Raw genomic sequence first — 21466 nt, forward strand, 5'->3', positions numbered from 1 at the left:
GGAGTTTTTACCGCGTCGGGAGCTGGGCAGTAAACCGGTAGCCGCTGCCGCGGACCGTTTCCACGTGCGCGTCGTGGCCGCTGGGTTCCAGCGCTTTGCGCAGGCGGCGGATGTGTACATCGACCGTGCGCTCTTCCACGAAGACGTGGTCGCCCCAGACCTGATCCAGCAGCTGGGAACGCGAGAACACGCGTTCGGGGTGCGTCATGAAAAAGTGCAGCAGGCGGAATTCGGTGGGGCCGATCTGCAGCGACTGGCTGTTGCCCGACAGGCGATGCGTCACCGGATCCAGCTTCAGGCCGCCCACGTCGATCACGTCGTCGGTCAGCTGGGGGGCGCGGCGGCGCAGCACGGCCTTGATGCGCGCCATCAGCTCCTTGGGCGAGAAGGGCTTGGTAATGTAGTCGTCGGCGCCGGCTTCCAGGCCGTCGACTTTGTCCTGCTCGGAACCCTTGGCGGTCAGCATGATCACCGGCACGGCGCGGGTGCGCTCGTCGTTGCGGAGTTTGCGCGCCATGGCCAGGCCGGAGGTGCCGGGCAGCATCCAGTCCAGCAGGATCAGGTCGGGAAGTTCGGCGCGGATCAGGGTCTGGGCCTGGTCGGCGTCGAAGGCGCGCAGCACCTTGTGTCCGGCGAAGGACAGGTTGACGGCGATCAGTTCCTGGATGGCGGGTTCGTCTTCGACGACGAGGATGGTGCTGGACATGGCGGATTGGGCACACTTCTGAGCGCCGGCGCGGCGCGAACATTGCGATAGTATGGCCGCAATATTTCAGGTATGTGACCGCCGGGCGTCATCGTCCGCGTCCGCCGGCCGCCCGCGGGAGCCCGATAGGCTACCATTGAACGATATATCGGGAATTCACCATGCAAAACCCCTCCGAATCGCAACATTCCGCGGATTCCGCCTCGCAATCGACCCATTTCGGCTTCCAGACGGTGCCGGAAGGCGAAAAGGCCCGCAAAGTCGCCGAAGTCTTCCATTCGGTCGCCCAGCGCTACGACGTCATGAACGATTTCATGTCGGCCGGGCTGCACCGCGTCTGGAAGGCGTTCACCATCGGCCGCGCCGCCATCCGCCCCGGCATGAAGGTGCTGGACATTGCGGGCGGCACGGGCGATCTGGCAAAGGCCTTCGCCAAGCGCGCCGGCCCCACGGGCGAGGTCTGGCTCACGGACATCAACGACTCCATGCTGCGCGTGGGCCGCGACCGCCTGACCGATGCCGGCCTGCTGGTCCCCACCGCCGTGTGCGACGCCGAGCGCCTGCCGTTCCCCACCGGCCATTTCGACCGCGTCAGCGTGGCTTTCGGTCTGCGCAACATGACCCACAAGGACCGCGCCCTGGCTGAAATGACCCGGGTGCTGAAGCCGGGCGGCAAGCTGCTGGTGCTGGAATTTTCGCGCGTGGCCAAGCCGCTGGCCCCCGCCTACGACTGGTATTCCTTCAATGTGCTGCCCTGGCTGGGCAAGAAGGTTGCCAAGGACGAAGCCAGCTACCGCTATCTGGCCGAATCCATCCGCATGCACCCCGACCAGGAAACCCTGGCGGACATGCTGCGCACGGCCGGGCTGGAACGGGTGCAGTACTTCAACCTGACCGCCGGCATCGCCGCTCTGCACGAAGGCGTGAAGCTGGGCTGATCCGCCCCGGCCATCCGGATTTTTCGCCGCCCTGCGGGAACTTGTGGGGCGGCGTCTTGTCCGTTATTCTTACGGTATTCAGATTAATGTAAGAAAAGTCGCGACGAAGGTCCCGCGGTCCGTGGGACTTCCTGCTGCTCGGGGCGGCAGGAGCGCGAGTACGAGGGAGCAAACCTATGTCCAAATTCTGTCTTTCGCGGTTTGTCGCCGCGGCGCTGATCGCCGTTTCCGGCGCGGCACTGGTGACGGCGTCGTTTGACGCCGAAGCCCGCCGTGCGGGCGGCGGCAGCAGCGTCGGCCGACAATCCTCCAACGTGACCCAGCAGCGCCAGGCGACCACGCCGCCGACCGCCGCCAGCAACACGGCGGGCGCTACCGCCGCTCCGGCAGCCGCCGGCGCGGCCACGGCCGGCGCTGCCACTGCGGGCGCCGCCGCCAAGAGCGGCGCTTCGCGCTGGCTCGGCCCCATCGCCGGCATCGCCGCCGGCCTGGGTATCGCCGCGCTGCTCTCCAGCATGGGCCTGTCGGGCGCTTTCGCCGAGTTCCTCGGCTCCGCGCTGCTGATCGCCGCGGTCGTGTTCGCCGTCATGTTCATCATCCGCCGCCTGCGCGGCGCCGGTCCGCGCACTGCCACGCAGGGCGCGTTCGGTGGCGCCAACAACGCGCCGGGCCAGCAGCAACAGCAGCCGATGTGGCGTGAAACGCTGAAGCCGGCGGCTCCTGCGGCAGCGGCTCCGGTTGCCGCCGCCGCGGCGCCGGCCGCGATGCCCAAGATGGGCGACGACAACAACTGGTTCGTGCCGGGTGACTTCGATACGCCCAACTTCCTGAAGCAGGCCAAGGAGCAGTTCGTGCGCATCCAGGCCGTCTGGGACAGCGGTAGCACCGATGGCCTGCGCGAGTTCCTGACCGACGACCTGATCACCGAGCTCAAGCCGCAGCTGGCCGAACGCGGCGCGGCGCCCAACAAGACCGAAGTGGTCCTGCTGAACGCTGAAATGCTGGGCATCGAAACCGTGTCCGACGGCCACCTGGCCAGCGTGCGCTTCTCCGGCATGCTGCGCGAAGCGCCGGGCGCCGAGGCCTTCCGCTTCGAGGAAGTCTGGAACCTGTTCAAGCCCGCCAATGGCGGCTGGCTGCTGGCAGGCATCCAGCAGATCCCGGTGGATCTCGCCAGCTAAGCCTGGCCGGCCGGGGCCGATCCCCACCTCCGTTGCGGATGCCGCAAGGCATCTGTTTGAACCGGCCCTTACAGGGCCGGTTTTTCCATGTGCTTGCGCAAAACACCCAGCCATCTAACCCGTTACACTCCCGATTTACCCATTAACTTCCGCAACCCCCGCAATCGGGGCCGTTGCAGACCGCCATGCTGCCTCTTCCGTTCCTGCCCACCCCCTCGCGACTGGCTGTAAGCGCGCTCAACGCCCTGTTGCGGCGCGAGGACTGGGCGCGCGCGCGCCTGGTCCGGCATGCGGGCAAGACGGTGCGTTTCGCGCTGGGCGGCTTCAGCCTGGGCCTCACCATCGATAGCGAAGGCCTGGCGGCCCAGGCCGATGCGGCCGTGGTGCCCGACGTGACCCTGACGGTCGCGCCCGAAAAACTGCCGCTGCCGCGCCTGGGCGCGGACCGCGAGCGCCCCGATTTCGCCGAGGCCACCCATATCTCGGGCGACGCGGCGCTGGCGCAGGTGGTGTCGGACCTGTCCACGCAGCTGCGCTGGGATCCGGAGGACGCGCTGGCCCGGGTGGTGGGCGACATCGCCGCGCTGCGCCTGGTGGGTGGCGCGCGCGCGGCCGCCGGCGGCGCGCGCACGGCCAGCCTGAGACTGGCCGAGAACGTGTCCGAGTACCTGTCCGAGGAAAGCGGCATGCTGGCCAGCCGGCCCGCGCTGGAGCAGTGGCGGCTGGACCTGGCCGAGCTGAACGCCCGCGCCGATGCGCTGGCCCGCTCGGCCGCCGCGCTGCAAACCCGCCTGGCATCCGCCAGCGCAAAGCGGGGCGCCTGATACATGTTTCCCCTGCTGCGCCTTTTCCGCATCATTCTGGTTTCGCTGCGCTACGGCCTGGATGAGCTGGTGCTCTCCAGCCTGAACCATCCGCTGGCCACCTGCCTGCTGCGCGTCATCCGCCTGGGCACGCGTCCGCGCAAGCCGCGCGGCTTGAGGCTGCGCCTGGCGCTGGAGTCGCTGGGCCCCATCTTCGTGAAGTTCGGACAGGTGCTGTCCACCCGCCGCGACCTGATCCCCGCCGATATCGCCGACGAACTGGCGCTCTTGCAGGACCGCGTGCCGCCGTTCCCCTCGGCGCAGGCCGCGGCCTGCATCGAGGCGGCGCTGGGCGCGCCGCCCGAGAAGCTGTTCGCGCAGTTCGAAGTGGATCCGGTGGCCTCGGCCTCGATCGCGCAGGTGCACTTTGCCGTGCTGCACGACGGCCGCGAGGTCGCGGTCAAGGTGCTGCGCCCGGGCATGCTCAGCATCATCGAGAAAGACCTGTCGCTGCTGAAAGTGGTGGCGCGCATCATCGAGCGCCTGGGCGCCGACGGCCGCCGCCTGAAGCCGCGCGAAGTGGTGGCCGAGTTCGACAAGTACCTGCACGACGAGCTGGACCTGGTGCGAGAAGCGTCCAATTGCAGCCAGTTGCGCCGCAACTTCGGCCCCGAGTCCGGCCGCGGCGACATGCTGATCGTGCCCGAGGTGATCTGGGAATACACGGCATCCACGGTCTTCACCATGCAGCGCATGTACGGCATGCCGGTGGGCCAGGTGGAGCGCATGCGCGAGGCCGGCATCGACATCCCGACGCTGGCGCGCACCGGCGTGGAGATCTTCTTCACCCAGGTCTTCACCGACGGCTTCTTCCACGCCGACATGCACCCGGGCAACATCTACGTGTCCGACCGTCCGGAAACGCTGGGCAGCTACATCGCCCTGGACTTCGGCATCGTGGGCTCGCTGTCCGAGTTCGACAAGAATTACCTGGCGCAGAATTTCCTGGCCTTCTTCCACCGCGATTACCGCCGCGTGGCGCAACTGCACATTGAATCGGGCTGGGTGCCGCCCGATACGCGCGAAGAAGAACTGGAAGGCGCCGTGCGCGCCGTCTGCGAACCGTACTTTGACCGGCCATTGTCGGAGATCTCGCTGGGGCAGGTGCTCTTGCGGCTGTTCCAGACCTCGCGCCGGTTCAATGTGGAGATCCAGCCGCAGCTGGTCCTGTTGCAGAAGACCCTGCTGAACGTTGAAGGATTGGGCCGCCAGCTCGATCCCAACCTGGATCTCTGGAAGACCGCCAAGCCCTATCTGGAACGCTGGATGCGTCAGCGCGTCGGATTCAAGGGGCTGCGGCAGAGCCTGGAAAAAGAAGCCGCGCAGTGGTCGCAAATGCTGCCTGCTTTGCCCAGGCTGGTCCATGACCACCTGAGCCGTCCCAACGTCTCGCCCGCCTTGCTGGCCGAGATGATCCAGTTGCGGCGGGCCCAGGAACAGAACAACCGGCTGGTTGCAGCGCTGGTTGGGGTGGCCGCGGTTGCCATCGGGGTCGCGATATGGGCCTTGACCCGATAGGCGGCGCGATGATCTAGACGGTATCTGTCATGTTTCATTCATGAAACGGTCATCATAGCTTCGCGGTACACGGCGAAAAATAGCGCTGCGGTGGATGAATGCAGCGCCCTCGCCGGCAGCGCGCGCGCCATTCTTAATCTCTATATCTATAGCCCCACTAGCGGGACGAATACAAGGGCAGACCATGCTTTATCCTGAACTCTTCAAGACCATGGAAGCCGTGCGCTGGAACATGGCGCATGACATTCCCTGGGGCGACTTCGATCGCAGCAAGCTCTCGGACGAGCAGGCACACACGATCAAGATGAACGCCATCACGGAATGGGCCGCCTTGCCGGCCACCGAAATGTTCCTGCGCGACAACCGCGGCGACAGCGATTTCTGCGCGTTCATGTCGGTGTGGTTCTTTGAAGAGCAGAAGCATTCGCTGGTGCTGATCGAATACCTGCGCCGCTTCCGTCCGGACCTGGTGCCCACCGAGGAAGAGCTGCACAACGTGCGCTTCGAGTTCGACGCCGCGCCCGAACTCGAAACCCTGATGCTGCATTTCTGCGGCGAAGTCCGTTTGAACCACTGGTACCGCCGCGCCGCCGAATGGCACACGGAACCGGTCATCAAGGCCATCTACAAGACCGTGGCCCAGGACGAGGCCCGCCACGCCGGCGCCTACCTGCAGTACATGCGCCGCGCGCTGTACGACCGCGGCCAGGACACGAGCGAGCAGGCGCGCCTGGCGTTCTCCAAGATCGGCGTGCTGATGGCGTCGGCCGGCCGCACGCAGCAGGCCCTGCATCCGACCAACCTGCACGTGAACAAGGACCTGTTCCCCAACGACACGGTGCAGTCGCGCCTGCCGGAACCCGGCTGGCTGGAGCACTGGCTGGACACGCAGATCCGCTTTGACGGCGTGTGGGAGCAGAAGGTCGCCACCCGTATCCTGCACATCCTGTCCAAGCTGATGGACCGCAGCTTCGAAACGGTGAAGGACCTGAACCGCTACCGCAAGGAAATGACGGCCCTGATCGTGCCCAAGGAAAAGCAGATCATCCTGGGCGGCGCCTGAGCCGGGGCGATACAATCGCCGCATGCCTGCCGCCCGTTTCGAATCCAAGGTCCTGTCCCGCGACGAATGCGTCGCTGCCGTCGCCGACGGCCGCTATCCGCGGCCGCTGGTGTTCACCAACGGCGTCTTCGACATCCTGCACCGGGGCCACGCGACCTACCTCGACCAGGCCGCCCAACTGGGCGCGACCCTGGTGGTGGCGGTGAACACCGACGAGTCGGTGCGGCGCCTGGGCAAGGGCGCCGAGCGTCCGCTGAATCGCATGGAAGACCGCGCCGCCTTGCTGGCGGCGCTGGGCTTCGTGACCGTGGTCACGTCCTTCCATGAAGACACGCCCGAAGCCCTGATCGGCCAGCTCAAGCCGGACCTGATCGTCAAGGGCGGCGACTACGACATGGAAAAGCTGCCCGAGACCGCCCTGGTCAATAGCTGGGGCGGCCGCGCGGTGGCGATTCCATTCGAGTTCGAGCGCTCGACCACGGCGCTCGTGAAGAAAATCCAGAACAAGTAAACCGGGCCCCGTAGCGGCTCAGCGCGGTTCCCGCAGCAGGCGGTTGATTGCTTCCAGGTCCGCTTCGGCCAGGATGCCGCTGGTGGCCTTCAGGCGCAGGCTGGCGAGCACCGTGCTGTAGCGCGCCAGCGCCAGGTCGCGCTGGGTGGCATAGAGCTGCTGCTGGGCGTTGAGCACGTCCAGGTTGATGCGCACGCCGACCTCGTAGCCGGTGCGGTTGGCCTCGACCGCGGCGCGGCTGGATTTTTCGCCTGCCTCCAGCGCCTGGATGCGGGCCAGGCCGCTGGTGACGCCGGTGTAGTACTGGCGCGCGGCCTGCACGGCCTGGCGGCGCGCTGCCTCATAGTCATGGCGCGCCTTCTGTTCCAGCTGGACCTTTTCGGTCACTTGCGACGACACCCCGCCGCCCGAGTACAGCGGGATCGACAGCACCACGCCGATGGTGCTGTCGATGGGCTTTCCGGGCGCGGCATTGCGCATCACGGCGTCGCTGGCGCTGCCGCTGCTGGCGCGCAGGTTCAGGGTGGGATAGTGGCCGCTTTTGGCGATCTGGATCTCGCGGCCGGCGATGCGCGTCAGAAGCTGCGCGCGCAGCACGTCCAGGCTGGAGGACTCGGCCTGGTTGCTCCAGTCGGCCACGCGGGCGGGCTGCGGCGCGGGCAGTTGCACGCCATAGGGCAGTTCGGACAAGGCGCCGGGCGGCGTGCCGATGATCTTGGCCAGTTCATCGCGGCGGACTTCCAGGTCGTTCTGCAGGCGCAGTTCCTGCGCCACCACCAGGTCGTAGCGCGCCTGCGCTTCGTAGGTGTCGGTGATGGTGGCGTTGCCGAGTTCGAAGTTGCGCTTGGCGGATTCCAGCTGCCCGGCCACGGCGGCCTTCTCGGCCTCGGTGGCGGTCAGCGTGTCCTGGGCGTAGAGCACGTTGAAATAGGCGTCGGCCACGCGCAGCAGCAAGTCCTGGTAAGCCTGTTGCAGCTGCACTTCGACGTCGGCGACGATCAGCTTGGACTGTTCGAAGTTCTGCCAGCGGCCCCAGTCGAACAGCGGCTGGGTCAGGGACAAATCCCAGACGCCGCGGCCGCCGCTATAGGCGATGCCCATGCCGCGAGTGCTGCGGGTTTCCTGGTAGGCGCCGCCGGCTTCGGCGGAAATCAAGGGCAGGAGCAGCGAACGGGCCTGGGGTTCTTTTTCCAGGCCGGCGCGATAGTTGGCGCGCGCTGCGGCGTAGATCGGGTCATTGCCCAGCGCCGATTGCCAGATCTGGATCAGGTTCTGCGCGCGGGCAAGCGTCGGGCCGACGCTTGCGGCGCAGGTAAAAACCAGTAAAGCCGTTAGCAATCGGAAACGCATGGTGGTCAACGATACGCCGGGCCGCCCGGGGCGCGGCGGCCCCGTCAAGGAGGCAGGCGCCGGGCGGCAGGGTTGGGGATCAGAACTTGAACTGGGAGACCGTGACGCCGCGCAGCGGCTTGATGACGGTTTCGAACAGGTTCACCGTTTCGAAGCTGGCCGCGGTGGTGCGGGTGATGCGACAGGCCGTCATGACGGGCGCCTGGCCCACGATCACGACCAGGCGGCCACCCACGCGCAGCTGGTACTTCAGCGCGTCGGGGACGGTCGGCACGGAACCCGTGACGAGGATGGCGTCGTATTCGGTGGAGCCCCAGCCGTTGCGGGCGTCGCCGGTTTCGACCTTGACGTTGGTGACGTTGTTCATCTGCAGGTTCTGCTGCGCGAACGTCACCAGGCGGCTGTCGATTTCGACCGAGGTGACCTGCTGCGCCAAGTAGCCCAGCAGCGCGGCCTGGTAGCCGGAGCCGGTGCCGATCTCCAGCACGCAGTCGGACTTGGTCAGCTGCAGCTCTTGCGCCAGGCGGGCTTCCACCTTGGGCGCCAGCATGTTCTGGCGGGTGTTGACCGCGTTGATCTCAAGCGGCAGTTCCAGGTCGGAAAACGCCAGCGCGCGCAGGGCCGGCGGAACGAATTGTTCGCGGCGCACATCGAACAGCGCTTGGAGCACGTTGGCGTCCAGAACGTCCCACGGGCGGATCTGCTGTTCCACCATGTTGAAGCGGGCTTGTTCTACGTCGGGCAGGGTCGAAGCGTTCATGACGGTCAGAAAAAACAGAGGAATCAACAGACCATTGTACCGATTCGTAGCGTACTGTGACGCCCGGCCCCGCCGACAGATGTTTCAGACGCCCGGATCTACCACCAGGCGTGGAAGTGGTGCACCGGGCCGTGGCCCGACCCCACCGACAGGCGCTCGGCGTGGCGGATGGCCTCCGTGAGGTAGGCCTTGGCGCGACGCGCCGCCTCGGGCACGTCCCCGGTTTGCGGCAGCAGGGCGGCCAGCGCCGCCGACAGCGTGCAGCCGGTGCCGTGGGTATTGGCGGTTTCGATGCGGTGGCCGGGCAGCTCGATCATGCGGTCGCCGTCGTGCAGCAGGTCGATGGTCTCGTTGCCGGGCAGGTGGCCGCCCTTGACCAGCACCCAGCGCTCGCCCGAATGGGCCAGCTTGTTGCGCAGGCGTTCGGCCACGCGCCGCATTTCCTTGACCGTCTCGACCGGGCGCTCTTCCAGCAGCACGCCGGCTTCGGGCAGGTTGGGCGTCAGCAGGGTGGACTGCGGCAGCAGGGCTTCGCGCATGGCGCCCACGGCGTCGCGCTCCAGGAGCAGGTCGCCGCTCTTGGCCACCATGACCGGGTCCAGCACCACGTGGGCGGGGGTCCACTTGGCGAGCTTCTCGGCCACCACCTGGATCACCGGCTGCTGGCCCAGCATGCCGATCTTGACCGCGTCGATGCGCACGTCCGCGAACAGCGTGTCGATCTGCTGGCCAACGAAAGCGGGCGGCACCGCAGAGATGCCGGTGACGCCCTGGGTGTTCTGCGCCGTCAGCGCGGCGATCACCGCGCAGCCGTAGGCGCCCAGCGCGCTCATGGCCTTCACGTCGGCCAGGATGCCGGCGCCGCCGGACGGGTCGACGCCGGCGATGGTCAACGCGTTGGGGATGGGACGGCCGCTGGCGGCCTGCTGGCGACCGTTCATTTGGGGGCGCCTGCCGTGATCAGGCCTTCGTTGGGCGAGCTGGGAGCGCCGCTGTACAGCTTCTTGGGCATGCGGCCGGCCAGGAAGGCCTCGCGGCCGGCTTCCACGCCTTTCTTCATGGCGCTGGCCATCAGGATGGGATCGCGCGCGCCGGCGATGGCGGTGTTCATCAGGACGGCGTCGCAGCCCAGTTCCATGGCGATGGCGGCGTCCGACGCGGTACCCACGCCGGCGTCCACCACGATGGGCACGCGGGCCTGTTCGATGATCAGGCGCAGGTTCCAGGGATTCAGGATGCCCATGCCCGAGCCGATCAGCGAGGCCAGCGGCATCACGGCGACCGCGCCCAGGTCTTCCAGCATGCGGCACTGGATGGGATCGTCGGTGCAATACACCATGACCTTGAAGCCTTCGTCCACCAGGGTCTTGGTGGCCTTGAGCGTCTCCGGCATGTTGGGGAACAGGGTCTGCGGGTCGCCCAGCACTTCCAGCTTCACGAGGTCGTGGCCGTCCAGCAGTTCGCGCGCCAGGCGCAGCGTGCGCACGGCCTCGTCGGCGCTGTAGCAGCCGGCGGTGTTGGGCAGCAGCGTGAATTTGGACGGCGGGACGTAGTCCAGCAGATTCGGTTCACCGGCGTTCTGGCCGATATTGGTGCGGCGGATGGCGACGGTGACGATCTCGGTGCCGCTGGCGTCCAACGCCGCGCGGGTCTGTTCGAAGTCCTTGTACTTGCCGGTGCCGACGAGCAGGCGCGACGAGTAGGCGCGGCCGGCGATGGTGAGGGTGTCTTGAGTGGTCATGGCGGAGGTTCAAAGGGCGGGTGCGCACGATGCGAGACCCGCGGGGACTGGCGATTCGTTGGACGAATGATAAAGCACGGCGCCGCGCGGCAGACCCGTCCGGTGAAATGTAGCGTTCCAATATTTGCAGATCGCGGCGCGGACGCGGTTCAGCGCAGGCGGTCCAGATCGGCGCAGATCGCCTCGGCGGCGTCGATCAGGCGCGGACCCGGGCGGTACAGGGCGTCGGCGTCCACGCCGTACACGTGCCCCAGCCGCGCGGCGGGCAGCCCCAGCGCCTGCCAGGCTGCCAGGTTGCGGGCGCCGTCCTCGGGTCGGGACGTGCCGGCCAGCACGGCCTCGGGCCGCGCCGCCAGCACGCTTTCCAGCGTGACCTGGGGCGCCACCACGGGGGCCTGGCCGAAGACATTGACGCCGCCGCAGACGCGCAGGGCGTCACTGACGATGCTGCTGTCGTTCAGGGTGTAGATGGGATCCAGCCCCGCCTGCACGAAGACGCGCACGGGGCGGCGGCCGGCATAGCGGGCGGCCAGGGCGTCCAGCCGCACGCGCAGGGCCTGGGCCGCGGGCCGCGCCTGCGCTTCGGTGCCGAACAGGGCACCCATGCGTTCGACTGCATCGGGGATGGCGGCCAGGGTCTGCGGATCGCTGTAGAACACCGGCACGCCCAGTTTGTCCATCACCCGCGCCAGCGGCGCGGCGGCGGCGGGCTGCCAGGCGATCAGCAGGTCCGGACGCACGGCCGCCACGCGTTCGGGATCGGGCTGGGTGCCGTCGCCGATGACGGGCAGCTGGCGAGCCGCGGGCGGATAGTCGCTGCCGCGGATGGTGGCGATGAGCCGGTCGCCCGCGCCCGCGGCAAAGACGAGTTCGGTGGCGTGCGGGGCCAGGGTGACGGCGCGCCGGGCGGGGGCGCCCAGCGAGACCTGGCGTCCCTGGTCGTCGCGGACCTGGATGGCCGCGCCGGCCGCGGCACGGGTTGCCGGACCTGCCAGGGAACTTGCCGCGGCGGGTCCCGCAGACAGCAGCGCGCCCAGGGCCAGGAACAGCCCCGGAGCGATGCGAGGGAGGGTGCGTGCGCGGGTCATGCAGGAGACCGATATAGCCAGCGGGGAACGCCGACTATATCGGAATGCCGCGATCAGTAGCGCAGCGTGAGCGACGCGTAGAAGTTGCGGCCAGGCGCGGGGTACAGGCTGTAGTTGGCGACCGGGCCCAGCATCTCGAACGAAGCATTGCCGCCGCGGATGCCGTACGTGGCGTACTGGCGGTCGAAGATGTTGTTCACGCCGATGGCGCCTTCGATGTTGCGCGTGAACTTGTACGCCACCTTGGTGTTGAACAGTACGTAGGCGTCCAGTTCCTTGGCGAACTGGTTGGCCTGGTCGTTGTCCATGCGCGACTTGCCCACGTATTGCGCCGTCACGTTCCACAGGAACGCATCGGTGGGACGCCAGGTCACGCCGGCGTTGGCCAGCCACTTGGGCGCCAGCGGCACGGTCTTGCCAGCCAGGTCCACGCCGGCGTAGGTGCCGGAGCGGAATTGCGCTTCCATCCAGGTCAGGTTGGCGTCCAGCGACACGCTGCTGGAAATGGCGGTGTGGCCTTCCAGTTCGATGCCTTGGCGGCGGGTCGGATCCAGGTTGGTGTTGGCGCCCGTGCCCGGGCCCCAGATGCCGTCGGCCAGCGGGTTGTACTGGATCTCGTTGGTCAGGTCATAGCGGAAGTACGACAGGCGGGCGCTGCTGCTGGCCGATTGCCAGGTCACGCCGATTTCCTTGTCGGTGGAGGTCTGCGGCGCCAGCGGGGTCTGCACCGACAGCAGTTCATCGGCGTTGGGCAGGCGGAAGCTGCGGCCGACCTTGCCATACACGCCGAAGCCGGCGGGCAGGTCCTGGCGCACGCCCAGCTGCCAGGCGGTCAGGTGGTTGCTGCGGTCCGACGCCGTGCCCGAGCCGGAAATCACGTCGAGGTCGTCGGAGGCGTACTGGCGGCGCACGCCGGCCGTCACGTAGGTGGTATCGGTGGCGCGTACCTGGCCTTCGGCGAACAGGCCGTACTGGTGCTGGCGCGACTGCCACTTCGAGGGCTGGAAGTCGTAGTAGGCGTTCTGGTTGGCGGTGGTCTTGGCTTCCTGGCCGTCGGCGCCGAAGACGATGCTGTGGCCGCCGTTGATCGGCAGGCGGTAGCGCACGCTGGCGATGTTCTCTTCCAGCTTCTGGTCGCGCAGGATGTCGCCGAAGCCGTCGTAGGTCAGGCCGTCGAGCTTCTTTTCGCGGGTCGACAGGTCGGCGTACAAGGTGCCGGCGCCGATGGCCTGCTCGAGCTGCAGGCCGAAGGTGGTGGTGGTGGTCTTGACGTAATCGACGTCGTTCTTCGAGCCGCGCGGATCGTCCTGGTATTCGTTCAGGCCGGTCTTGGGGTTGATCGTGCGCGGGCCGGGCAGTTCCAGCTTCTGGGTGGTGGTGCGGCCGTACAGGCGGATCGAGCCGTCGTCATGGCGGAAGGTGATGCCGCCGCCGCCGCCCTCGCGCCGCTCGCCGCTGTGATCGCGGTAGCCGTCGCTGTGCAGCGACTGCATGTAGGCGTCGATGCCGACCTTTTCATTGTTCATGGCCACGGCGGCGTCATACTGGCGCAGGCCGTAGCTGCCGAAGGTGGCGGTGGCGCGGGCGCTCACCGGTTCCTTGGCGAAATCAGGGCGCGTGATGATGTTGATCACGCCGCCGGTGGTGCCGCCGCCGTATTGCACGGAACCGCTGCCGCGCACGATTTCAATGCGCTCGACCTGGTCCAGCGGCACTACGCCGAGGCTGGGCGCCGACAGGTCGTTGGTGTTCTGCTTGACGCCATCGATCAGGATCAGCGTGTTGCTGGCGCCGGTGATGCCGAAGCCGCGCAGGTCGACGATGGAGTTGTCGCTCGAGCTGCTGGTGTTGATCAGGTGGATGCCGGCCTGGGTCGACAGCACGTCCTGCATGGTGCGGGCGCTGGACGCGGCGATGTCCTCGGCGGTGATGATCGAGATCGACACCGGCAGCGTGCGGCCGTCGGTCGGCACGCGCTGGGCGGTGACCGTGATGGCGTCGAACTGGGGAGTGTCGGGGGCGGCTTGCTGGGCGGCGGCGACGGCCGGGGCGGAGCAGAGCAGGGCGCCGGCGTAGCGCCGGATGGAGCGGGTTTTCATCTACGTAACCTCGATGCGACCCGCGACCCCGCAGGCCATTCACGATGGGGAGGATGCCCAAGCCGCGGCGGGCCGGTGAGGGCCTGGCGGCATTGCATGGACTTCCTGGCGATCGAACAGGCCGGTATCGGGCTGCCATGGGCGCATTGCGCGCATGGGGACCGTTGCGGGGGCAGCACAGGCTGGAGCCAGGGTTTGCCGGCGCCTTGTGGGGCGGCAGTCCTGGGAGGTTCTTCCTGTTTCCCGTTTACCTTTCGCGCGCGGCTGGCAAGTGTTGCGTTCTTGCCTGCCCAGTGCGCCGAAAGCACCGGTTCGGGGCCGAAACTGTATCACCGGGAGGCGCGGATAGGCCCATTTTGTTACGATCAGGGCTTGTTTTTGCGGCGTTTTTCGCTTTTTCGCCACATAGCGCCGCCATCGCCAACTCCATCCGGACCTGCCCGTGTCGTATCCCCGCCTGCCTTACCCGCCCGAAGCCTATACCCACGGCAGCGAATTCGCCCGCCTGCTGGGCAAGCGCATCCTGATCCTGGATGGCGCCATGGGCACCATGATCCAGCGCTACAAGCTGGGCGAGGCGGATTTCCGCGGCGAGCGCTTCGCCGGCCACGGCAAGGACGTCAAGGGCAACAACGAGCTGCTGTCGCTGGTGCGTCCGGACGTGATCTCCGAGATCCATCGCCAGTACCTGGAAGCCGGAGCCGACGTCATCGAGACCAACACCTTCGGCGCCACCACCATCGCGCAGGGCGACTATGAACTGCCGGAACTGGCCTACGAACTGAACCTGGTGTCCGCGCGCCTGGCGCGCGAGGCCTGTGACGCCTACAGCACGCCCGAGCGGCCGCGCTTCGTGGCCGGCGCGCTGGGTCCGCAGCCCAAGACCGCGTCGATCTCGCCGGACGTGAACGATCCGGGCGCGCGCAACGTCACCTTCGAGGAACTGCGCGTCGCCTATGTGGAGCAGCTCAACGGCCTGCTGGACGGCGGCATCGACATCGTCCTGATCGAAACCATCTTCGACACCCTGAACGCCAAGGCGGCCATCTTCGCCACCGAGGAAGTGTTCGAGGCGCGCGGCGTGCGCCTGCCCGTGATGATCTCGGGCACGGTGACCGACGCGTCCGGGCGCATCCTTTCCGGCCAGACCGTGGAAGCCTTCTGGAACTCGGTGCGCCACGCGCGCCCCATCACCATCGGCCTGAACTGCGCGCTGGGCGCGGCGCTGATGCGGCCCTACGTGGCCGAGCTTGCCCGCATCTGCGACACCTACGTCTGCGTCTATCCGAACGCCGGCCTGCCCAATCCCATGGCCGAGACCGGCTTTGACGAAACCCCGGCCGATACCTCGGCGCTGCTGGAGGAATTCGCCCGCGCCGGGCTGGTCAACATGTCGGGCGGCTGTTGCGGCACCACCCCGGACCACATCCGCGAGATCGCGGCCAAGGTCATGTCGCTGACTCCGCGCGCCGTGCCGGACATTCCGGTCAAGACCCGCCTGTCGGGCCTGGAGCCGCTGAACATCGACGAAGACACGCTGTACGTCAACGTCGGTGAACGCACCAACGTGACGGGCAGCAAGATGTTCGCCCGCCTGATCCGCGAAGAGAAATACGACGAGGCGCTGGCCGTGGCCCGCCAGCAGGTCGAGAATGGCGCGCAGATCATCGACATCAACATGGACGAGGCCATGCTGGATTCGGTGGCCTGCATGCGGCGCTTCCTCAACCTGATCGCCTCCGAGCCCGACATCGCGCGCGTGCCGATCATGATCGACAGCTCCAAGTGGGAAGTCATCGAAGAAGGCCTGAAGTGCGTGCAGGGCAAGCCCGTGGTGAACTCGATCTCCATGAAGGAAGGGCTGGAGCCCTTCCGCCACCATGCGCGCCTGTGCCGCCGCTACGGCGCGGCCGTGGTGGTGATGGCGTTCGACGAACAGGGCCAGGCCGACACGCTGGAGCGCCGCAAGGAAATCTGCGGCCGCGCCTACAAGATCCTGGTCGAGGAAGAAGGCTTCCCGCCGGAAGACATCATCTTCGATCCCAACGTCTTCGCGGTCGCCACCGGCATCGACGAACACAACCACTACGCCGTGGACTTCATCGAAGGCACGCGCTGGATCCGCGAGAACCTGCCCTACGCCCGCATCTCGGGCGGCGTGTCCAACGTCAGCTTTTCGTTCCGCGGCAATGAGCCCATGCGCGAGGCCATCCACACGGTGTTCCTCTATTACGCCGTCAAGGAAGGCATGACGATGGGCATCGTCAACGCCGGCCAGCTGGGCGTGTACGCCGACCTGGATCCCAAGCTGCGCGACCTGGTCGAGGACGTGGTGCTGGACCGCGCCGAGCCCGTGGGCAAGACGGAAGCCGACGACGAGCGCACCCCGACCGAGCGCCTGGTGCAGTTCGCCGACAGCGTGAAGGGCTCTGGCGCCAAGAAGGAAGAGGACCTGACCTGGCGTAATGCCGAGGTCGAGGCGCGCCTGTCGCATGCGCTGGTGCACGGCATCACCGCCTTCATCGTCGAGGACACCGAGGAAGTGCGCCAGAAGATCGCCGCGCGCGGCGGCCGTCCGATCGAAGTGATCGAAGGCCCGCTGATGGACGGCATGAACGTGGTGGGCGACCTGTTCGGCGAAGGCAAGATGTTCCTGCCGCAGGTGGTGAAGTCGGCCCGGGTCATGAAGCAGGCCGTGGCCCACCTGATTCCCTTCATCGAGGAAGAAAAGCGCCAGATCGCGGCCGCGGGCGGCGACGTGCGCGCCAAGGGCAAGATCGTCATCGCCACCGTCAAGGGCGACGTGCACGACATCGGCAAAAACATCGTATCGGTGGTCCTGCAGTGCAATAACTTCGAAGTCGTGAACATGGGCGTGATGGTGCCCTGCGCCCAGATCCTGGAAAAGGCCAAGGAAGAGAACGCCGACATCGTCGGCCTGTCCGGCCTGATCACGCCCAGCCTGGAAGAAATGGCCTACGTGGCCAGCGAAATGCAGCGCGACGAGTACTTCCGCAGCCGCAAGCTGCCGCTGATGATAGGCGGCGCCACCACCAGCCGCGTGCACACCGCCGTCAAGATCGCGCCCAACTACGAAGGCCCGGTGATCTACGTGCCGGACGCCAGCCGTTCCGTGGGCGTGGCGACGAACCTGATGTCGGACCAGTCCGCAACGTATCTGGCGGAGTTGGCCGAGGAATACGAAGAGGTGCGCCGCCGCCACGCCAACCGCAAGGCCACGCCCATCCTGCCGCTGGCGGAAGCGCGCGCCTCGCGTCCCGCGATCGACTGGGACAACTACACGCCGCCGCGCCCGAAGTTCATCGGCCGCCGCACATTCAAGAGCTACGACCTGGCCGAAATCGCCAAGTACGTGGACTGGGGCCCGTTCTTCCAGACCTGGAGCCTGTTCGGCCCGTTCCCCGCCATCCTGGACGACAAGGTCGTGGGCGAGCAGGCGCGCAAGGTCTACGCCGACGGCCTGGCCATGATGAAGCGCATCATCGAAGGCCGCTGGCTCACCGCCAACGGCGTGGTGGGCTTCTATCCGGCCAACAGCATCAACGACGAAGACATCGAGGTCTACAAGGACGAGACCCGCAGCGAAGTGCTGTTCACCTACCGCAATCTGCGCCAGCAGGGCGCCAAGCGCGAAGGCGTCAGCAACAAGTGCCTGTCCGATTTCATCGCGCCCAAGTCCAGCGGCAAGCTGGACTACATCGGCATGTTCGCCGTCACGGCGGGCCTGGGCATCGAAAAGAAGGAAGCGGAATTCGAAAAGGCCCTGGACGACTACTCCAGCATCATGCTGAAGTCGCTGGCCGACCGCCTGGCCGAAGGCTTCGCCGAATGCCTGCATGCCCGCGTGCGCCAGGATCTGTGGGGCTATGCGCCCGACGAAGCCCTGTCCAACGACGACATGATCGCCGAGAAGTACGTGGGCATCCGCCCCGCGCCCGGCTACCCGGCCTGCCCCGAACACGTCATCAAGACCGACATGTTCCGCGTGCTGGACGGCGCCGATATCGGCATGATGCTGACCGACAGCTATGCCATGTACCCGGCCTCCAGCGTGTCCGGCTTCTACTTCAGCCACCCGCAGTCGCAGTACTTCAACGTGGGCGTGATCGGCGAAGACCAGTTGCAGGACTACGCCGCCCGCAGTGGCCGCAGCATCGAAGACCTGAAGCGTACCCTGGCGCCGAACCTGGGTTGAGCGCTGCGGGGGAGCGGTCAGGCGTACTCGCTGGCCATTCCCCCGTCCATGCGGCTGCGCCGTTACGCCTGCTCTCCGTCTTGATGCGTCTTGCCTTTGCCCACATAGGGAATGGCCTGGTCTATGGTTTCCCAGATGTAGCGTCCCGATGGACTTTGCTGTTCCTCGGCCACGTGCGACACCAGGCCGGCCGCGCGCGAAATGACGGCGAAGCCGCGCATCAGTTCGGTCGGCACGCCGATCTCGCTGAGCAGCGCGGCCACCGCGCCGGTGGCGTTGATGGTGATGTGCTTGCCGTAGGTCTCGTCGATCGCGGCCGAGAGCAGGCGCAGCGCCTTGAGCGAGTCGCCCTTGAGTTCCGGTTCGGCCTCGGCCAGCGCCAGCAGCTTGATCGAGCGCGGGTCGTCGGGCTTGTGCAGATGGTGGCCGAAGCCGGGTAACGCGCTGCGCGATTCACGGAACTCGCGGGCGATCGCCAGGGCTTCTGCGCGGCCGTCGTCGGCCTGGCGGATGCGGTCCAGCAGGCGCGAGCAGTTTTCCATGGTGCCGACGAACTGGCTGCCTACCGCCATGAGGCCGGACGCCACCGCGCCCTGCAGGTTTTCCGGCGCGCTCATGTAGATCAGCCGGGTGGCGATGGCGCTGGGCGTCAGGCCATGCTCCATCAGCGTGACCAGCACCGCGTCGACGATGCGCAGGTCCACCGGGCGCGCCTCGCGGCCCAGGATCTGCATGATCATGACTTCGGTGAAGGTCTTCTTGCCGATCAGGTCTTCGACCAGATCCACGTCGCGGTAGGACATGCCGGTAAGGTGATGCGCGCAGAGGCGGGTTTCGGGCGTTTTCATGAGGTCTCCTTCAGGGCCGCGTCGCGCACGGCGTTTTTCAGTACCTTGCCCACGCTGGAGCGCGGCAGGCTGTCATGGATGTGGAATTGCTTGGGCGTGGCCACGGGGCCGAGCAGGGCGCGCACGTGCGCCTTCAACTCGTCCGCGCTGGCCTGCGCGCCGGGATGGAACTGCACGGCGGCATGGACCGCTTCACCCCACTTGTCGTCGGGCAGTCCGAACACCGAGCACTCGTAGACGGCGGGATGCGCGGACAGCGCGTTCTCCACGTCCACCGGGTAGATGTTGAAGCCGCCGGTGATGATCACGTCGCGCAGCCGGTCCTTCAGGAACAGATAGCCGCGCGCATCGATCAGGCCGGTGTCGCCGGTATGCAGCCAGCCGTCCACCACCGTTTCGGCGGTTTTTTCGGGCAGGCGCCAGTAGCCCGACATGACCAGGTCGCCCTGCACCACGACCTCGCCGATCTCGCCGCGCGGCAGCAGCGCGCCGTCGGGCGACATGATGGCCACGTCGCTGAGCCAGGTGACGCGTCCGACCGAGGCGCGGTTCTCCGGCGCTTCCAGGTCGGCGGGGCGCAGCACCGTCATGATCTGCGGCGCCTCGGTCTGGCCGTAGGTGGTGCCCAGCACAGGGCCGAAGAATTCGCGCGCCCGATCGATCTTTTCCACGGGCATGGGCGCGCCGCCGTAGATCAGGTTGCGCAGCCGGGGGAAGTCGGCGCGCGAGACGCCGGGCTGCGCCATGATCATGTAGATCAGTGTAGGCGGCATGAAGCTCAGCGTGCCGCCGCGCTCGCGGAAGGCGGCGGTGATGCTGGCCGGCGTGACGCCATCCAACAGCAGATGGGCGCCGCCGCGCGCCAGCACCGGCAAGAGGTATGTGCCGGTGCCGTGCGTGATGGGGGCGGCCACGACATAGCGGTCTTCGTGGGTCAGGCCCCAGCTCATGATCTGGTTGATGATGCCCGCGTTCCACGCGTGGTACGGCTGCATCACGCCCTTGGGCAGGCCGGTGGTGCCGCCTGTGAACTTGATGGCCTGGGTGGCGTCGCGCGGTAGCGCGTGGCGCTGCGGCTCGCGTCCGGCGCAGCGGGCCAGCAGCTTATCCAGCGCCAGCGGCGCCGATGCGTCGCCCAGATGGATGTGGCGGCGGCGTTGCGGCGCCTGGGCCGGAGGCGCCAGCGGCGCGCCCACGCCGTCCACGATCACGATGGACGGCTCGGTGGCGTCCAGGATGCGCCCGATCTCGCGCTCCGTGCTGCGGTAGTTGAGCGGCACCCACACCTTGCCGCTGGCCAGCACGGCCAGCAGCGCCAGGATGTGCCGCGCGGAGTTGCCGGCGCAGATCGCCACCCGCGTCTGCGGCGCGGGATCCAGTTCTTGCAAGGCCGCGGCCAGCGCCCGCGTATCGGCGGCCAATTGCGAGTAAGTGACCTGGCCTTCGGGACCGTCCAGCGCGATGCGCTCCGGATACTGCTCGGCCGCGCGGAAGAAGAAATCTATCGGGTACATCCTGGTGTTCCTAGTTGGCTTTGAGGTTGGCGCTCTTGACGACCTTGCCCCATTTGTCGATCTCGCTGGCGATCTTCTGGGCGTAGGTCTCGGGGGTGTTGGGCTGCTGTGGCGCGTAGAAGCCGGATTGCTGGTAGGACGCCTGCAGCGCCGGGCTGGCCAGCGCCTTGTTGATGGCCTGGTTCAAGCGCTCGACGACGGGCTTGGGGGTGCCGGCCGGCGCCATCACGCCGAACCAGGATTCCACCTCGAAGCCGGGCAGGCCGGATTCGGCCAGCGTGGGCGTGTCGGGCGCGGAGGGCAGGCGCTGCGGCGAGGTCACGCCGATGGCGCGCAGCTTGCCGGCCTGCACGTGCGGCAGCGACGAGGGCAGGTTGTCGAACATGGAATCCACCTGGCCGCCTAGCAGGTCGGCCACGGCCGGGCCGCTGCCGCGGTACGGCACGTGCAGGATGTCGGTGCCGGTCTGCATCTTGAACAGCTCGCACGACAGGTGGATGGACGAGCCGCTGCCGGAAGAGGCGCAGGTCAGCTTGCCCGGATTCTTCTTCGCGTAGGCCACGTATTCCTGCACGGTCTTGACCGGCAGCTTGGGGTTGACGACCAGGATGTTCGGAATGGTCGCCAGCAGACCCACGGGCTCGAAGCCCTTCACGAAGTCATAGTTGAGCTGGCTGTACAGCGTGCGGTTGATGGTGTTGGCGATGGAACCCACATACAGCGTGTAGCCGTCTGGCGCGGCGCGCGAGACGATTTCCGCGCCTATGTTGCTGTTGGCGCCGGTCTTGTTCTCCACCACGATGGTCTGGCCCAATTCTTCCGAGAGGGACTTCGCCATCAGGCGCGCCACGATGTCGGTGGCGCCGCCCGCCGCGTAGCCGACGACCAGCGTCACGGGACGCTCGGGATAGGGCTTGGCCGCCAGGGCCGGGGCCGCGAGCAGCGCACCCAGGGCGGCCGCCGCGGCGGCCCACCGCTTGCTTTGCATCTTCATTGTTGTCTCCGTCCTGTTTGTCTAATATTTGGACAGCTCTGCGTCTGCCCGGATTCATATTGGGCTTTGATAGGGG

Annotated in this window: 17 protein-coding genes; 7 read left to right on the top strand and 10 right to left on the bottom strand. The window is 67.1% G+C overall.

The annotated features are described in order from the left end of the window. Positions 1 to 7 precede the first annotated feature (7 nt). Positions 8 to 706, bottom strand: coding sequence for a phosphate regulon transcriptional regulator PhoB (phoB, locus tag HV766_RS01760; RefSeq protein ID WP_006227196.1), 699 nt, complete (start codon positions 704 to 706; stop codon positions 8 to 10). Positions 707 to 867: 161 nt separating this feature from the next. On the opposite strand from phoB, the gene ubiE reads away from it, so the two are divergent. The 6 genes from ubiE to rfaE2 all read left to right on the top strand — a co-directional run bounded on the left by ubiE (position 868) and on the right by rfaE2 (position 6780). Beyond that, positions 868 to 1644 (top strand): bifunctional demethylmenaquinone methyltransferase/2-methoxy-6-polyprenyl-1,4-benzoquinol methylase UbiE, encoded by a 777-nt coding sequence (ubiE, locus tag HV766_RS01765; RefSeq protein WP_054454995.1) that lies wholly within the window; start codon positions 868 to 870, stop codon positions 1642 to 1644. A gap of 176 nt (positions 1645 to 1820) precedes the next feature. Further along, positions 1821 to 2825: a Tim44 domain-containing protein gene (locus tag HV766_RS01770; protein WP_119452176.1), complete on the top strand. Its 1005-nt coding sequence runs from the start codon at positions 1821 to 1823 to the stop codon at positions 2823 to 2825. A 185-nt stretch (positions 2826 to 3010) separates the two neighbouring features. Further along, a complete protein-coding gene (locus tag HV766_RS01775; RefSeq protein WP_119452177.1) occupies positions 3011 to 3649 on the top strand; it encodes a ubiquinone biosynthesis accessory factor UbiJ in 639 nt (212 codons plus the stop codon). 3 nt (positions 3650 to 3652) lie between these two features. Further along, entirely contained in the window at positions 3653 to 5206 is a 1554-nt protein-coding gene (ubiB, locus tag HV766_RS01780) for a ubiquinone biosynthesis regulatory protein kinase UbiB (protein ID WP_054454990.1), read from the top strand. Positions 5207 to 5390: 184 nt separating this feature from the next. After that, entirely contained in the window at positions 5391 to 6269 is an 879-nt protein-coding gene (locus HV766_RS01785) for a ferritin family protein (RefSeq protein WP_175180438.1), read from the top strand. 22 nt (positions 6270 to 6291) lie between these two features. Further along, positions 6292 to 6780: a D-glycero-beta-D-manno-heptose 1-phosphate adenylyltransferase gene (gene rfaE2 / locus HV766_RS01790; protein ID WP_175180439.1), complete on the top strand. Its 489-nt coding sequence runs from the start codon at positions 6292 to 6294 to the stop codon at positions 6778 to 6780. Positions 6781 to 6798: 18 nt separating this feature from the next. Here rfaE2 and HV766_RS01795 read toward each other — a convergent pair whose 3' ends face one another. The 6 genes from HV766_RS01795 to HV766_RS01820 form a co-directional block, all read right to left on the bottom strand. Beyond that, positions 6799 to 8130: a TolC family outer membrane protein gene (locus tag HV766_RS01795; protein ID WP_175180440.1), complete on the bottom strand. Its 1332-nt coding sequence runs from the start codon at positions 8128 to 8130 to the stop codon at positions 6799 to 6801. 79 nt (positions 8131 to 8209) lie between these two features. Further along, the gene (locus tag HV766_RS01800) at positions 8210 to 8890 is read right to left on the bottom strand and encodes a protein-L-isoaspartate O-methyltransferase family protein (RefSeq protein ID WP_054454984.1); all 681 of its coding nucleotides are present in this window, start codon (positions 8888 to 8890) and stop codon (positions 8210 to 8212) included. A gap of 98 nt (positions 8891 to 8988) precedes the next feature. After that, a complete protein-coding gene (gene thiD, locus HV766_RS01805) occupies positions 8989 to 9831 on the bottom strand; it encodes a bifunctional hydroxymethylpyrimidine kinase/phosphomethylpyrimidine kinase (RefSeq protein WP_054454982.1) in 843 nt (280 codons plus the stop codon). Next, positions 9828 to 10631 (bottom strand): thiazole synthase, encoded by an 804-nt coding sequence (locus tag HV766_RS01810; protein ID WP_054454980.1) that lies wholly within the window; start codon positions 10629 to 10631, stop codon positions 9828 to 9830. The genes thiD and HV766_RS01810 overlap by 4 nt, the downstream gene beginning before the upstream one ends. Positions 10632 to 10780: 149 nt before the next feature. Further along, positions 10781 to 11719 carry a cobalamin-binding protein gene (locus HV766_RS01815; RefSeq protein WP_175180441.1) on the bottom strand — a complete coding sequence of 313 codons (939 nt, stop codon included), beginning with the start codon at positions 11717 to 11719 and terminating at the stop codon, positions 10781 to 10783. A gap of 53 nt (positions 11720 to 11772) precedes the next feature. Beyond that, positions 11773 to 13818: a TonB-dependent receptor gene (locus HV766_RS01820; RefSeq protein ID WP_054454975.1), complete on the bottom strand. Its 2046-nt coding sequence runs from the start codon at positions 13816 to 13818 to the stop codon at positions 11773 to 11775. Between the two features lie 442 nt (positions 13819 to 14260). Between HV766_RS01820 and metH the strand changes: the two genes are divergently transcribed. Then, a complete protein-coding gene (metH, locus tag HV766_RS01825; RefSeq protein ID WP_119452179.1) occupies positions 14261 to 18034 on the top strand; it encodes a methionine synthase in 3774 nt (1257 codons plus the stop codon). A 62-nt stretch (positions 18035 to 18096) separates the two neighbouring features. Here metH and HV766_RS01830 read toward each other — a convergent pair whose 3' ends face one another. From HV766_RS01830 to HV766_RS01840, 3 genes are read right to left on the bottom strand one after another with little or no spacing between them, the layout of a single operon-like run. Further along, on the bottom strand, positions 18097 to 18882 hold the full coding sequence (locus HV766_RS01830) for a citryl-CoA lyase (protein WP_054454971.1): 786 nt from the start codon (positions 18880 to 18882) through the stop codon (positions 18097 to 18099). Continuing rightward, on the bottom strand, positions 18879 to 20396 hold the full coding sequence (locus tag HV766_RS01835; protein WP_175180442.1) for a class I adenylate-forming enzyme family protein: 1518 nt from the start codon (positions 20394 to 20396) through the stop codon (positions 18879 to 18881). Before HV766_RS01835 ends, HV766_RS01830 begins: the two co-directional genes overlap by 4 nt. Before the next feature lie 10 nt (positions 20397 to 20406). Further along, entirely contained in the window at positions 20407 to 21390 is a 984-nt protein-coding gene (locus HV766_RS01840; RefSeq protein ID WP_175180443.1) for a Bug family tripartite tricarboxylate transporter substrate binding protein, read from the bottom strand. Positions 21391 to 21466 lie beyond the last annotated feature (76 nt).

Source organism: Achromobacter aegrifaciens (assembly GCF_902859735.1).
Taxonomy (GTDB): Bacteria; Pseudomonadota; Gammaproteobacteria; order Burkholderiales; family Burkholderiaceae_B; genus Achromobacter; species Achromobacter aegrifaciens.